This is a genomic window from Streptomyces sp. 7N604 (assembly GCF_052245475.1).
Taxonomy (GTDB): Bacteria; Actinomycetota; Actinomycetes; order Streptomycetales; family Streptomycetaceae; genus Streptomyces.
In genome coordinates this window covers 1-13,527 of record NZ_JBQQBX010000060.1, presented here as the reverse complement: position 1 = coordinate 13,527, position 13,527 = coordinate 1, and the positions used below count along the sequence as shown (strand labels likewise).

Genomic DNA, 13,527 nt, shown 5'->3' with positions numbered 1-13,527 from the left:
CGCGCACTGAGCGCCGAGCCCGCACAACGAGCGCCCAAAGCGAGCGCCCCGCGACCACGGGGTCGCGGGGCACGCTCATGCCGTACACGGCTGGGGTCCTTGAGGTCAGGCGGGCGACCCCATGGCAGCTTGGCCCATGCCCATCAGCGGGGGCGGCGAGAGCCGGAGGGTGAGCACGGGCAGCAACTCCGCGACCCGGTGCGTCCGGTGCGCGGCGATGCCCGGAGGCGCCGGGGCGAGTGGCACCAGCAGGTCGTTCGGTGCGGGCGCGCCCTCGGCGGCGTCGGCCGTCGTGTCCTCGTGGAGCCACAGCGTGAGCATGTAGAGCTCGGGTACGGACAGCAGCCGCGGCTGGTACGCGGCGGGCAGCGTCTCGGCGTGCCGCAGCGCACGCTCGGTGGACGTCACGTAAGGACCCTCGAAGAAGTGCGAGAAGGCCCAGCCGTCCGGGGTCAGCATCGTCTCGGCCGCCGCCACCGCGCGGTCGCCGCCGCGGACCAGGAAGCGCCACCCGGCGAGCCGGGTGCGCGGCGTGCCCCGCCGGGCGGTGATGCGGTCAAGGACATGGACGGGCAGCGGGAGTTCGGGAGTCAGCGGCCCGGGTACGGACCGCAGGGCGGGTGTGCGCGGATCGCGGACCGCGGTGGGCGAGCTGAGGGCCGCAAGGGCGCTGCGCAGGGCGGGCTTGGGTGCCGGGGGAACAAGCAGCGGCATGGTGGGTCGCCTCTCACTTGGGAGACACGTGGTGCGGGGCGGTGCGGACGGCGGTGTCAGCAGGTGCGGGGTCAGAGGGGGCCGGTGGATCGAAATGCCGGCGGTGCACACTCTCTGCCCTCTTTCGCGGAGTTTAACTGACGTATGTTCACTCGGTGTTTCGACTAGCTGTCGTCGGCATTGCGGGCAAGGTCGTATTCGGTCCTTGCTCCGAGTGGGTTACGCCTATTCTGTCCGCCCCCTCCGGCTCCCTGCCTCGTGCTTTGGCCCGTGAGCGGTAGGCCGATTCCCGCCGGTGTTTTTCACCTGAGCAATGCACGGGGCCCGGGACGGGACGCTATGCCGATGGAATGTGCCGCGGTGCGTGTAGTCACGAGCGTAGCGGGCATGCGGTGTCCGGCGGGCGTTATCGATCACATTGCCTGGGCATCATCGACCCTGACGCCGTGGCCGGTACCGCGGTCGGCCCACTCGAGGAGGGACGCTTCGATGGGGGAGAAGGTCGTGGCAGGCGGGTTCGACCTGTCCGATCGGCAGCGCTATCGGCGCAAACTGCGGCAGTGTCTCGAGGGCCTCGAGCGGCTGCTGGAAGAGAAGCGGTTCGATCGGCCCAAGAATCTCATGGGGCTGGAGATCGAGCTGAATCTCGCGGGCGCCGACGGGATGCCGTGCATGATGAATGCGGAAGTACTGGAACGCATCTCCAGCGGCGATTTCCAGACCGAGCTCGGCCAGTTCAATCTTGAAGTGAATATCGTGCCGCACCGTATGTCGGGGCGGGTCCTCGACCGGCTCGCCGAGGAGCTCCGTACCGGTCTGGCGTACGCCGACCGCAAGGCGCGCGAGGTGTCCGCGGAGATCGTGATGGTCGGCATTCTGCCCACCCTCACCGCGCAGCACCTGGTGTCCTCGAACCTCTCCGAGGTCGACCGTTACATGCTGCTCAACGACCAGATCCTGGCGGCGCGCGGGGAGGAGATCGCCCTCGACATCGAGGGCGTGGAGCGGCTGACCTACCGCAGCGGCTCGATCGCCCCCGAGGCCGCCTGCACCTCCGTGCAGCTGCACCTTCAGGTGACGCCCGGGCGGTTCGCGGCCGTGTGGAACGCCGCACAGGCGGTGGCCGCCGTGCAGATCGCGATGGGCGCCAACTCCCCCTTCCTCTTCGGCCGCGAGCTGTGGCGCGAGTCGAGACCACCGCTGTTCCAGCAGGCCACCGACACCCGGCCGCCCGAGCTCAGGGCACAGGGCGTGCGGCCCCGGACCTGGTTCGGCGAACGCTGGATCACTGGCGCGTACGACCTCTTCGAGGAGAACTTCCGCTACTTCCCCGCTCTGCTGCCCATCTGCGGCGAGGAGGACCCGATGAGTGTCCTCGACGAGGGCCGCGTACCCGAGCTGCAGGAACTGGTCCTGCACAACGGCACCGTCTACCGCTGGAACCGTCCTGTCTACGCGGTCGCCGAGGGCGTGCCCCACCTGCGGGTGGAGAACCGCGTCCTGCCCGCGGGCCCCACCGTCACCGACGTCATCGCCAACACCGCCTTCTACTACGGGCTCGTCCGCGCCCTCGCCGAGGAGCCGCGCCCCGTCTGGTCGAAGCTGTCGTTCGCCGAGGCGTCCGACAACTTCGACGCCGCCTGCCGCTACGGCATCGACGCCACGCTGCGCTGGCCGCGCCCCGGCCGCTCGGGGAGCGTGTCCGAGCTGCCCGCCGTCCGCCTCGTACGGGACGAGCTGCTGCCGCTCGCCGCGGCCGGGCTCGACGGGTGGGGCGTGGAACCGGCCGACCGGGACTTCTACCTGGGCGTCATCGAGGAGCGCTGCAGGCGCCGGGTGAACGGCGCCTCCTGGCAGGCCGCGACCTTCCACCGGGGGCTGGACGGCGGCCTCGGCAGGGAGGCCGCGCTGGCCGCGACCACCCGCCGCTACTGCGAGCTGATGCGCGCCGGCGAGCCCGTGCACACCTGGCCCGTGGCCTTTCCGGGCTGAAACGTCTCTCCCGCGAACCGGGGCCGGGGCTCGGGGCCGCAGGACCGGGGGCTGGGGGCCACGGGCGCAGAACGCGTCAGCGGCTTCCGGCGGACATGATCGCCTTGAGGATCACCTGGTGGATCTCCGCCGGGTCCACGACCTGGTGCGCGGAGCCGCCCGTCGCCGCCGCGATCTGCTCGCACGACCGCTTGTCGGCGTCGGGCCCGACCGCGATGGCGATCAGCGGCACCGGACGCTGCGGATCGGCGAGTTCCCTCAACTCTTCGACCAAGGCTTTGCGGGAAATGGATCCGGGGTCCTGGTTGGCGCCGTCGGTCAGCAGCACGACGGCGTTGAACCGGTCCTTCGCGTATGACGCGTTGGCGTCCCGGTAGACCGCGAGGACCGTGTCGTACAGCCCCGTCGGGCCGTCGGGCACCGGAGCGAGACCGGTGAAGGCCGCGGCCAGCCGGTCCCGGTGCGTGGCGCCACCGGCCGTACGCTCGCCCAGCCGCTCCGTGCCCACCAGCCTGCGGTAGTCGCGGTCGCCGTCCAGCTGCCGCGCGAATTCCCACAGCCCGATCTCGTCCTCCGGCGTGAAGGTGGCGAGGGCCTGCAGCAGCGAGGCCTTGGTGACGTCCATCCGCGTCTGGCCGTTCCGGCCGGGCACGGGCGCGGACATGGAGTCCGAGGCGTCCACCACGGTGGTCAGCCGCGCGCTCTGAACCGTGATCCTCCACAGGCCGAGCGTCGCCCGCACCTCCTCTGCGGTCGGAGGCTCCGCGGGCGTGGCGGCGTACGGCTGCGGCGCCCGCGCACCCGCCGCGCGGACCACCCCGGGCTCGGGCGGCCCGCCGCCCGTGCGGAATCCGTGCTCGCGGAGCACCTCGAGGCTGTCTCCGGTGCCGAGCAGCGTCATGAAGCGGGTCGCGGCCCGCGTCTGGCCGGCGGTCAGCGTGTCCTCGCCGACCAGGGTGTACGGGTAGTCGAGCAGCGCGCTGCCGTCCTCGGGGTAGAACAGCCGGAGGTCCGGTCCGAGGTGACCGCCCTCGTTGTGGGCGTGGGCCGCCTGCTCGGACACGATCAGCGCCGGGTTCCCGCGCGGATCGCCCTTCTCCGCCCCGGAGTCGGCGCGCGGGAGGGTGGCCAGGACCTCCTCGTCGCCGTCCGCGGCGTGCCCGGCGAGCAGCTTGGCCGTCGCCGCGACCAGCGTGTCGGAACTGGGATCCCGCTTCTCCGCTGAGGCGCCGATCCGGGCGAGGGCGAGCACCCCGGTGGCGCTGCGGGCCGGGTCGGCCGCGCCCAGCCGCAGATCCGCCTTTTCGGCGGCCTCGGCCAGCTCCGCCCAGGTGTACGTCCTGCGGGGCCAGCCCAGCTTCTCCGCCGCGGAGGGGACCGTGGCCAGGGCGAGCGGCGAGGAGGCGACGTTGCCGCCGTCGCCGAGCGAGGGGCCGGTGCCCGACGCCAGGACCTGTTCGACCCACACGCTGGAGTCCGGCAGCCAGACCTCGTAGCCGGGGCGGGCGCCGCGCCGGCTCAGCTCGCCCGCGACCTCGTACCCCGGGCGGGCGGTGACCCGTACGTCCAGGCAGCGGCCGTCCGTACGGACACCGTCGGCCCGGGCCCGGCCGGCGACGATGCGCAGGGCAGGCGCGACGTCGGGCGAGGCGACCACGCGCAGGGGCATGGTCTCGCCGTCGCAGGAGCCGTCGAAGGACAGCAGGTCGCCGCGGAGTGCGGCGACGGTGCCCGCGGCCACGGCCAGGACGAGGGCGGTGGAGATCGCTACGGTACGACGGCGGGCGCGGGTTCTGGCCCCCGTGCCACCGGGCGCCGAGTCATCGGGCAAGCTGTGACGTCCCATGGGTCTCCTCCCGGCCTGTCGTGGCGATCTTCGTACTTGTTTTCGAGACCATAGCGGCGCGGGAACGGGGATGAGGCGGGATTGTGGAGAACTGGAGGCGGGTGTGCAGGCAGAGTCCGGCAGGGTGGCCGATTCCTTCCCCGGTGAGCGGCTGTCGCCCCGCTTGCTGCGCGACGAGACGCTGCTGGTGCTCGCTCTGTCGGTGGGCGCGAGCGCGGTATCCGCGCTGATCAGCTTTGTCGGCGCGGCGACGAAGCCGGGGGGTCTGCGGGACCAGGCCGCCACGCTCAACGCCTCCGCCGCGCCCGGGCGGCCGTGGCTGGATCTCGCCTGGCAGGTCTTCGGGATCGCGACCGCGCTGGTGCCCGTCCTGCTCGTCGCGCACCTGCTGCTGCGGGAGGGCGCGGGGGGCCTGCGGGCGATCGGCCTCGACCGGCGCAGGCCCCGTTTCGACCTCGGTGCCGGGGCCGGTATCGCGGCGGCGATCGGCGGCACCGGCCTCGCCTTCTATCTCGCCGTGCGGGCCGCGGGCTTCAACCTCACGGTCGTACCGGAGTCGCTGCCCGACGTGTGGTGGAAGATCCCGGTGCTGATCGCCTCGGCCATCCAGAACTCGCTGCTGGAGGAGGTGGTCGTGGTCGGCTATCTGCTGCGCAGGCTCGGGCAGCTGGGGTGGACGCCGGCGGCCTCGCTCGCGGCGAGCGCCGGGCTGCGCGGGCTGTACCACCTCTACCAGGGCATCGGCGGGCTCGTCGGGAACATGGTGATGGGCGTCGTGTTCGTGCTGCTCTACCGCAGGTGGGGGCGGGTCGGGCCGCTGGTGGCGGCCCATGCGCTGATCGACATCGTGGCGTTCGTCGGCTACGCGCTGCTGGCGGGGAAGGTGAGCTGGCTGCCGACGGGCTGACGCGACCATCGGTGAGTGGGTGCGGCTCGTTCGGCCTCCCCCCGGCAACGGCGCTGGGTGGAGGAGCCGAGCCGACCGCGGCCGAAGATGCGCCTCGTAAGCCGAAAATGCCTCTCATACGTCCCAAGTCCTAGGCGGTGGCGTGAAGTTCGCCGTCGATGACGGTGACCGCGGTTCCGGTGAGGAGTGTGCGGTCGCCGCGCAGGGCGGTGCGTACGAGTCCGGTGCGGGCCGAGGCCTGGAGGCCGGTGAGCTCGTCGCGGCCGAGCCGCTCGGACCAGAAGGGCGCGAGGGCGGTGTGGGCGCTGCCCGTGACCGGGTCCTCGTCGATGCCGACGGCCGGGGCGAAGAAGCGCGAGACGAAGTCGTAGCCACGGGTGGGGTCTTCGGCCCTGGCGGTCGCGATGACGCCGCGGTGGCCGAGGCGCGCGACGGCCGCGAGATCGGGCGCGAGGGCCCGGACCGTCTTCTCGTCGGCCAGCTCGACGAGCAGATCCCCGACGTTCGGGCCGGTGTCATGGGCGGAGAGGACGTCCGTGCCGAGCGCGGCGACGGCGCTGTCCGGCACGTCGAGCGCGGTCAGCGGTGCGGTCGGGAAGTCCAGGGTGATCGAGCCGTCGTCGGCGGCGGTCGCGGTGAGGACGCCGCTGCGCGTGGCGAAGCGGACGGTGCCGCTCGCGATGCCCGCGGTGTGCAGGACGTGGGCGGTCGCCAGCGTGGCGTGGCCGCACAGGTTGACCTCGGTCGCGGGCGTGCACCAGCGCAGCGCCCAGTCGGCCTCGCCGCCCTGGCTGAGCGGGTGCGCGAAGGCCGTCTCGGGGAGGTTGACCTCCGCGGCGACGCGCTGCAGCCAGGCGTCGTCGGGGAAGCCGCCGGAGTCCAGGAGGAGCACGCCGGCCGGGTTTCCGGCGAAGGGGCGGTCGGTGAAGGCGTCGACGATACGGATGCGCATGGGCGCGAGCGTAGGGCGCGGGAGGCGCCGGGGGACAAGGCCAATTCCGAGTCGCTGGCCCTGGCCGGCCCCGGTGAGCCTCGTCTCGAGGGCCTGGGTGGGTGCGGGCCGCAGCCGGGTCTCACGGCCTTGTCGTTCGCATGTTTCCGATATATCGTTGAAGCATCACGACAGATCAACAATGGAAGGAGCGTCACCATGCGTTCCCACGGACAAGGACATGGGCACTGCGGACCCGGCCACCAGGGCCGGGGTGACTTCGATGCCCGGCGCGCCGCCTTCGGGCCGTTCGGCCCGCCCTTCGGGCCGCCGCCATGGGGCGGCCGCGGGCGCGGCGGAATGCGCGGCAGGGCGCGGCGTGGCGATGTGCGCGCGTCGATCCTGACCCTGCTCAAGGACCGCCCGATGCACGGCTACGAGATGATCCAGGAGATCGCCGAGCGCAGTGGCGGAGCGTGGAAGCCGAGCCCCGGCTCGGTCTATCCGACGCTGCAACTGCTGGAGGACGAGGGCCTGATCAGCAGTACGAGCGACGGTGGCAAGAAGCTGTTCGAGCTGACCGAGACCGGTCGCGCCGAGGCGGATGCCGGTCCCGAGGCCCCCTGGGAGGAGGCCGGGCGCGGCGTCGACTGGGAGGCCATGAACGAGATCCGGAAGGCCGGCGCGGGTCTCGTCGACGCCTTCCGGCAGGTCTGGGCGACCGGGACGCCCGAGCAGCGCGACAAGGCTCTCGCGGTGGTCAACAAGGCGCGGAAGGAGCTGTATCTGATCCTCGCGGAAGAGGACTGAGTGGGGCTGAGCGAGGTCCGGGGAGAGGCCGAGCCAGTCGGAAGCGGCGGTGCCGCGCGCGGGTGCGCGGGGTCGCCGCTTCTTTGCTCGCGAGTTAGTTCATGTCATGAGAAAAGCGCTGCGAAAAGTCTTGACGGGGTGTCACCGGCGCGGAAAGACTCCGCTCGCCGACCACGAAACGGAGCCCGCATGATGCTGTTACACCGCCGCCTCAAGGGGCGCGTAGGCACGGGAGCGAGATCCATCGGAAGGGCCCGGCGCCGCAGCGCCGCCGCACTCGTGACCGTCACGGCCTGTGTGGCGACGCTCGCGTCCGCGCCGGCCGGAGCCGACGGGGCAGGGCGGCCCGCGTACCTCGACGCCCGTGCGCCCGTCGCGCAGCGCGTCCAGGACCTCCTCCGGCGGATGACGCTCAAGGAGAAGGCCGGGCAGATGGACCAGATCGCCGTGGCCCGGATCCAGGGCGACTGCGAGTGGAGCGGTGGCGCCCTCAACGAGGCCTGCATGAAGACGGTCCTCGACGACTACGCAGCCGGTTCCGTCCTTTCCGGCGGCGGCATGGGCCCGCGGAAGAACACGCCCGCCGACTGGGCCCGTATGGTCAACTCCGTCCAGAAGTACGCCGTCGAGAAGTCCCGTCTCCACATCCCCGTGCTCTACGGGGTCGACGCCGTGCACGGCCACAACAACGTCCTCGGCGCCACCGTCTTCCCGCACCAGATCGGGCTCGGCGCCACCTGGGACCCCGGCACCGTACGCGACTCGGGCGCCGCCACCGCCCGCGCCGTCGCCGCCACCGGCATCGACTGGAACTTTTCGCCCGTCGCCGACCTCGCACGTGACCAGCGCTGGGGCCGCTACTACGAGACGTACGGCGAGGACCCGCTGCTTGCCGGAACGCTCGCCGCGGCCGCAGTCCGCGGCACCGAGAACGCGCGGGGCGCGAAGAAGGTCGCCGCCACCGTCAAGCACTTCGCCGGCTACTCGGAGCCCTCCAACGGGCACGACCGGGTGCCCGCCGACGTGTCGGTCCGCTACCTCCAGGACACCCTGCTCGCGCCGTACCGGTCCGCCGTCGAGGCCGGAGCCAGGACCGTCATGGTCAACTCCGGTGCCGTCAACGGGGTTCCGGCCACCTCCTCGCGCTACCTGCTCACCAAGGTCCTGCGCGACCAGTGGGACTTCAAAGGCGTGGCGGTCACCGACTGGGAGGACATCCGCGCCCTGCAGACCAAGTACAAGATCGCGGCCGACTACCCCGAGGCCATCGCCCTCGCCGTCAACGCCGGTATCGACATGGCCATGGAGCCGTACTTCGCCAAAGACTTCACCGAAGGCCTGATGACCGCCGTCAGGCGCGGCCTGGTGGAGGAGAAGCGGATCGACGAGGCCGTCGGCCGCATCCTGCGGCTGAAGTTCGAACTCGGCCTGTTCGAGGACCCGTACGTCGACCCCGGCGAGGCCGACGAGGCCGTGCTCGGTGCCGACCGGGAACTCGCCCGCAAGGCCGCCACCGAATCCCAGGTCCTGCTGCGCAACGAGGACGGCACTCTCCCCGTACCCGCCTCCGCCAAGAAGATCGTGGTCGCCGGTTCGTACGCCGACGACATCGACAGCCAGGCCGGGGGCTGGACCATCGGCTGGCAGCGGGTGCCCGAGGGAGTCGAGCTCCCCGGCACCACCGTCCTCGAAGGCATCAGGGCAGCGGCGCCCAAGGGCACGGACGTGGTGTACGCCGCGGCCGCGGACGAGGCCGCCGAGCAGGCCAGGACCGCGGATCTCACGGTCGTCGTGGTCGGTGAGAAGGCCGCGGCCGAGGGCGAGGCCGACTCCCCGCGGCCGGAACTCTCCGCCGGCCAGCAGGCGCTGGTGAAGTCGCTGAAGGCGAGCGGCAAGCCGGTCGTGGTCGTGGTGCTCGCCGGACGCCCGCTCGCGCTCGGCGACGCGGCGGGCACCGAGGGGCTGCTGATGTCCTGGCTGCCCGGCACCGAGGGCGGCCATGCGGTCGCCGACGTCCTCTTCGGCGCGGCGAACCCGAGCGGCCGGCTCCCGGTGTCCTGGCCGAAGAAGACCGGCAACGAGCCGATGTACTACCAGCAGCTGCCCGGAACCAACGGGGGCGCCGAGTCCTCGTACGACGCCGCGTACGCCTTCGGGGCCGGTCTCTCGTACACCAGCTACGCCTTCGACTCCCTGGGCCTCGCGCGGAGCTCGGTCAGGGCGGGCGAGCCGGTGCGCCTGAAGGTCACCGTGTCCAACACCGGCCGGAGGGACGGGGATCTGGTGGTTCCCGTCCACGTGTCGCGGCCGTCGAGCGACGTGCTGGCCCCGGCCAGGAAGCTGGTCGCCTTCACCAAAGTGCGACTGAAAGCGGGCCAGTCGAAGACGATCGCGCTGACCGTCCCGGCGAGGGTCCTCGCGGTCACCCCGGGCGACATCGACGGCGCGGGCGCGCCGCGCGTCGAGCGCGGGGCGTACGTGTTCACCGCGGGCGGGCGGACGGCCGAGCTGACCGTGCGCTGAACCCTGCCCCGCCTGCGAGCTGCTCGAGGGGCGCAGTGGCTGAGGGGCGGCCGGCGGGCCACCCCTCAGCCAACGGCGGTCGCCCCAGTCGCGGCGGTCGCGGCCTGTCCTGCTTGTTACGCGACCAGACCGCTGAGCTTGCGCAGCGACTCGTTCAGCGCAGCCGTCGCCGAGTCCCTGAGCTTGCCGGCCATGAGCGTCACGGCCGCTCCGGTGAACTCACCGTCGATCCGCACCTGCGTCCCCTCCCCGTCCGGAGTGAGGGTGTACCGCGTGCCGACGCTCACCGCCATCGGTCCGGTGCCCCTGATGTGCAGCAGCCGAGCGGGCTCGCAGGCCTCCACCGTCCAGTTCACCTCGGCAGGGAAGCCCATGAGCTTCATGTTCTCCGCGAAGGTGGCACCCGGCTCCAGGGAGGCGGGGCCGCCCTTGGGGAAGCTGGTGTGCGTGGAGTTCCACTGCCCGTACGACGTGAAGTCCGTCAGCTGCTCCCAGACCTTCTCCGCCGGTGCTTCGATCCGTGCCTCCGCGCTGACCTCGGCCATACGACCACCCCCTTCTCCGTCACTGCGACGGCCGCTCGCGGACCGTAGACCTAGGGGCTCCAACATTCAAGACTGACGGGGCGTCAGTTATGCCCTCCCTGTGGCGTGATCTCATCCCTAAGGAGGAGAATCCGGTCATCCGTACCCAACCACGGTGGGAGGGGCAAATGATCCCTGCCGTCGATGCTCGGCCCGTTCGGGGCTGATGAGGTGGGAGATGTGCCAGACCGTTCGCCGCCGCCCGGTGCCGCCGGGCAGTCCAGTCCGGGGCCCGGCGCCCGGCTCGGTGCCGTGCCGGCGTCGGTGGTCAGCGCTGCCCGCAGGCGCGCCATACGCGATGCCGACCGCCATGTCGACACCGCTCACCTCCTGCACACCCTCCTCGAAGCGGATCCGGAGGTCAGGGCCGCATTCGGCGCCGGGGCGCAGGTCGCCCGGCTGCTCACCTATCTCGTGCAGCGCAGCATCGGTTACGGGCTCAGGTGGCGGGGCGCGGTCGAGGACTCCGGGGCCCTGCGCGTCGTGGGCGCCGGGCGCGAGGAGAGGGGAACCCCCGGCTTGTCACCGGCGGCGGCCGCAGCCATGCAGGGCGCACTGGAGCGCGCCCGCTGCAGGGGCGCCGAACGCGCCGAAGGGCTCGACCTGCTGGCCGCGCTGGTCGCCGACCCCGGGTGCCGGGCGGCGGAGGTGCTGCGCCGGGCGGGCGTGGACCGCGAGTTGCTGTCGGCCCGGCTCGACGGCTCGCTGCCCGCCGGGGCGGTCGGCGGCGCAGCTGTCCTGCAGAGGGGACTCGGGAGCGAGGCCGTGTGACGGGGGGCGGGGCGTTCGTGCTGCGGCCTGTGCTGGGGCCTGGTGCTGCGGCCTGTCAGGGGTATCGGGGATGACGCTCCTGTCGAGAGCTGACATCATGTCCGGATGCACGCGTCTCAGGGGAGGAGCGTCGGCCTCGGCCTCGCCTTGGCTTCGGCGTTCGCGTTCGGTGGATCGGGGGTCGCGGCCAAGCCGCTGATCGAGGCGGGCCTGGACCCGCTGCATTTGGTTGTGGTTGCGCGCTGCGGGCGCCGCCCTCGTCATGCTGCCCGTCGCCTGGCGGCACCGCGCCCTGGTACGCCGGCGCCCCGCCCTGCTCGCAGGTTTCGGCCTCCTCGCCGTGGCGGGCGTGCAGGCCTGCTACTTCGCCGCGATCTCCCGCATCCCGGTCGGGGTGGCGCTGCTCGTCGAGTACCTCGGCCCGGCGCTGCTGCTGGGCTGGGTGCGGTTCGTACAGCGCCGGCCGGTGAGCCGCGCGGCCGCCGTCGGCGTCGTGCTCGCAGTGGGCGGTCTCGCGTGCGTCGTCGAGGTCTGGTCGGGGCTCGGCTTCGACGCGCTGGGACTGCTGCTCGCGTTCGGCGCGGCCTGCTGCCAGGTCTCGTACTTCGTGCTCGCCGACCACGGCAGCGACGGCGAGGACGCGGCGGACCCGATCGGGGTCATCGCGTACGGGCTGCTCGTGGGCGCCGCCGTGCTCACCGTCGTCGCCCGGCCGTGGGGCATGGACTGGGCGCTGCTCGCGGAACAGGCGGACATGGACGGCACGGTGGTGCCGGCGGCGCTGCTGCTCGGCTGGGTCGTGCTCGTCGCGACCGTCATCGCGTACCTCACCGGCGTTCTGTCGGTGCGCCGCCTCTCGCCGCAGGTCGCCGGAGTCGTGGCGTGCCTCGAAGCGGTCGTGGCGACCGTACTGGCCTGGGTCATGCTCGGGGAGCACCTCTCCGCGCCGCAGGTCATCGGCGGCGCGGCCGTGCTGGCGGGGGCGCTCATTGCGCAGACCTCGACGCCGAAGGTGGCCTCGGACGGGCCGGTGGCCGGCTCGACGTCCGGATCGATGCCCGGCTCGATGCCCGGCGAGGGCGGCGGAGACGGTGGGGACGGTGGGGACAGCGAGGATGGCAGGGGCATCGGGCGGGACGAAAGGGAGTTGCCCGCCCGTCTCCGGGCGACGTAAGGTCCGGATCATGCATGCGAACGCACTCGTTCTTCCGCCTCCCGCCGCTTAAGGCGGGCGGCCGCTCCACGGAAGACCGGCTCGGGCTGTGCCCGGGCATGTCGCCGCTGCCCGCAGACGGAAGCGAAGCGACCATTCCTCTTCCGCGGAGAACTCTCTCGTGTCGAACGTGTCGGACAATGCTGTCGGCCTGCCTGTCGGGCGTGGCCTGCTCTATCTGGTCGTCGCCGGCGCCGCCTGGGGCACCGCGGGTGCGGCGGCCGCCATGCTGTACCGGTCCAGCGATCTCGGTCCCGTCGCCCTGTCGTTCTGGCGCTACGTGGGCGGGCTCGCGCTGCTGCTGGCGGTGCGTGCGGTACGTGCGGTGAGCCGCGTACGGGCACGGGCACGGGCCCGGGGCGCCGTCGCGCCCGCGGCGCGGCCGGCCGTTGAAGCGCGGGGCCGCCGGGTCCTGCGCATCGTGGGCACCGGTCTCGGCCTGACCGTCTTTCAGACCGCCTACTTCGCGGCGGTGCGGGAGACGGGGCTCGCGGTGGGCACCGTCGTGACCATCGGCGCCGGGCCGGTGCTCATCGCGCTCGGCGCCCGCCTGACCATGGGGGAGCGGCTGGGCCGCGGGGGAGTGGCGGCCATGGCGGGTGCGCTGGGCGGGCTCGCGGTGCTGGTTCTCGGAAGCGGGGGCGGGGTCGTGAAGCCGCTCGGTGTCGTCCTGGCGCTGGTGTCCGCGGCGGCATACGCGGGGATCACGCTGCTGACGCGCCGGCTCGGGCGCGCCGGTGGAGGCGCGGACCCGCGCTCGACGACGGCCTGGGCCTTCGCCGTCGGCGCGGTCTGCCTGCTGCCGCTCGTCGCGTCGGAAGGGCTGCTGCCGCACACGGCGGATCCGGCGCGGGTGCTGGTGCTGCTGGTCTACGTGGCGGCCGTGCCGACCGCGCTCGCGTACGCCCTGTACTTCGCGGGGGCGGCCGTCGTACGGGCCGCCACCGCGTCCGTGATCATGCTGATCGAGCCGGTGAGCGCGGCGGTGATCGCGGTGGCCGTGCTGGGGGAGCGGCTCACGGTGGCGACCGTGCTCGGAACGCTCCTGCTGCTGGCGGCGGTGGCGGCTCTGGCGGTGACGGAAGCCCGTCTGGCCTCCGCCTACCGCCGCCCGTCCCCCGTCTGAAAGGCATTCGTTCCGCGGGGCGATGGGGGTCCCCCATGCCGTTCAGGCTATGGGGGACCCCCATCGCCCCACCGAACGAATGCCCACACCCGGGAGGGGAATTGGGGGGG

The 13,527-nt window shown here is 72.5% G+C and carries 10 protein-coding genes and 1 pseudogene; 7 read left to right on the top strand and 4 right to left on the bottom strand.

The window, feature by feature from the left end; translation table 11 throughout:
* Positions 1 to 105: 105 nt before the first annotated feature.
* Complete coding sequence (locus ACTWP8_RS36775; RefSeq protein WP_443315269.1) at positions 106 to 714, bottom strand: hypothetical protein; 609 nt, start codon at positions 712 to 714, stop codon at positions 106 to 108.
* A 489-nt stretch (positions 715 to 1,203) separates the two neighbouring features.
* On the opposite strand from ACTWP8_RS36775, the gene ACTWP8_RS36770 reads away from it, so the two are divergent.
* The gene (locus ACTWP8_RS36770) at positions 1,204 to 2,706 is read left to right on the top strand and encodes a glutamate-cysteine ligase family protein (RefSeq protein WP_443326413.1); all 1,503 of its coding nucleotides are present in this window, start codon (positions 1,204 to 1,206) and stop codon (positions 2,704 to 2,706) included.
* Positions 2,707 to 2,782: 76 nt separating this feature from the next.
* On the opposite strand, the gene ACTWP8_RS36765 is transcribed toward ACTWP8_RS36770, so the two are convergent.
* Complete coding sequence (locus ACTWP8_RS36765) at positions 2,783 to 4,552, bottom strand: substrate-binding domain-containing protein (protein ID WP_443326412.1); 1,770 nt, start codon at positions 4,550 to 4,552, stop codon at positions 2,783 to 2,785.
* 103 nt (positions 4,553 to 4,655) lie between these two features.
* On the opposite strand from ACTWP8_RS36765, the gene ACTWP8_RS36760 reads away from it, so the two are divergent.
* Positions 4,656 to 5,459 carry a CPBP family intramembrane glutamic endopeptidase gene (locus tag ACTWP8_RS36760; protein ID WP_443315266.1) on the top strand — a complete coding sequence of 268 codons (804 nt, stop codon included), beginning with the start codon at positions 4,656 to 4,658 and terminating at the stop codon, positions 5,457 to 5,459.
* 130 nt (positions 5,460 to 5,589) lie between these two features.
* On the opposite strand, the gene ACTWP8_RS36755 is transcribed toward ACTWP8_RS36760, so the two are convergent.
* Positions 5,590 to 6,411, bottom strand: coding sequence for a PhzF family phenazine biosynthesis protein (locus ACTWP8_RS36755; protein WP_443326411.1), 822 nt, complete (start codon positions 6,409 to 6,411; stop codon positions 5,590 to 5,592).
* A gap of 198 nt (positions 6,412 to 6,609) precedes the next feature.
* Between ACTWP8_RS36755 and ACTWP8_RS36750 the strand changes: the two genes are divergently transcribed.
* Together ACTWP8_RS36750 and ACTWP8_RS36745 are read left to right on the top strand one after the other, a co-directional pair.
* Positions 6,610 to 7,200: a PadR family transcriptional regulator gene (locus ACTWP8_RS36750; RefSeq protein WP_443326410.1), complete on the top strand. Its 591-nt coding sequence runs from the start codon at positions 6,610 to 6,612 to the stop codon at positions 7,198 to 7,200.
* A 189-nt stretch (positions 7,201 to 7,389) separates the two neighbouring features.
* Entirely contained in the window at positions 7,390 to 9,723 is a 2,334-nt protein-coding gene (locus ACTWP8_RS36745) for a glycoside hydrolase family 3 N-terminal domain-containing protein (protein WP_443326409.1), read from the top strand.
* A gap of 116 nt (positions 9,724 to 9,839) precedes the next feature.
* On the opposite strand, the gene ACTWP8_RS36740 is transcribed toward ACTWP8_RS36745, so the two are convergent.
* Positions 9,840 to 10,268: a type II toxin-antitoxin system Rv0910 family toxin gene (locus ACTWP8_RS36740; RefSeq protein WP_443326408.1), complete on the bottom strand. Its 429-nt coding sequence runs from the start codon at positions 10,266 to 10,268 to the stop codon at positions 9,840 to 9,842.
* Between the two features lie 219 nt (positions 10,269 to 10,487).
* On the opposite strand from ACTWP8_RS36740, the gene ACTWP8_RS36735 reads away from it, so the two are divergent.
* The 3 genes and pseudogenes from ACTWP8_RS36735 (at position 10,488) to ACTWP8_RS36725 (ending at position 13,417) form a co-directional block, all read left to right on the top strand.
* The gene (locus ACTWP8_RS36735; RefSeq protein WP_443326407.1) at positions 10,488 to 11,078 is read left to right on the top strand and encodes a Clp protease N-terminal domain-containing protein; all 591 of its coding nucleotides are present in this window, start codon (positions 10,488 to 10,490) and stop codon (positions 11,076 to 11,078) included.
* A 105-nt stretch (positions 11,079 to 11,183) separates the two neighbouring features.
* Positions 11,184 to 12,252 (top strand): annotated as a pseudogene (locus tag ACTWP8_RS36730) (EamA family transporter).
* A 160-nt stretch (positions 12,253 to 12,412) separates the two neighbouring features.
* On the top strand, positions 12,413 to 13,417 hold the full coding sequence (locus tag ACTWP8_RS36725; RefSeq protein ID WP_443326406.1) for a DMT family transporter: 1,005 nt from the start codon (positions 12,413 to 12,415) through the stop codon (positions 13,415 to 13,417).
* Positions 13,418 to 13,527 lie beyond the last annotated feature (110 nt).

Excerpts from the sequence above, each read along its gene's own strand:
- ACTWP8_RS36775 (WP_443315269.1), bottom strand. The coding sequence starts at position 714 with ATGCCGCTGCTTGTTCCCCCGGCACCCAAGCCCGCCCTGCGCAGCGCC.
- ACTWP8_RS36770 (WP_443326413.1), top strand. The coding sequence starts at position 1,204 with ATGGGGGAGAAGGTCGTGGCAGGCGGGTTCGACCTGTCCGATCGGCAG.
- ACTWP8_RS36765 (WP_443326412.1), bottom strand. The coding sequence starts at position 4,552 with ATGGGACGTCACAGCTTGCCCGATGACTCGGCGCCCGGTGGCACGGGG.
- ACTWP8_RS36755 (WP_443326411.1), bottom strand. The coding sequence starts at position 6,411 with ATGCGCATCCGTATCGTCGACGCCTTCACCGACCGCCCCTTCGCCGGA.
- ACTWP8_RS36750 (WP_443326410.1), top strand. The coding sequence starts at position 6,610 with ATGCGTTCCCACGGACAAGGACATGGGCACTGCGGACCCGGCCACCAG.
- ACTWP8_RS36745 (WP_443326409.1), top strand. The coding sequence starts at position 7,390 with ATGATGCTGTTACACCGCCGCCTCAAGGGGCGCGTAGGCACGGGAGCG.
- ACTWP8_RS36740 (WP_443326408.1), bottom strand. The coding sequence starts at position 10,268 with ATGGCCGAGGTCAGCGCGGAGGCACGGATCGAAGCACCGGCGGAGAAG.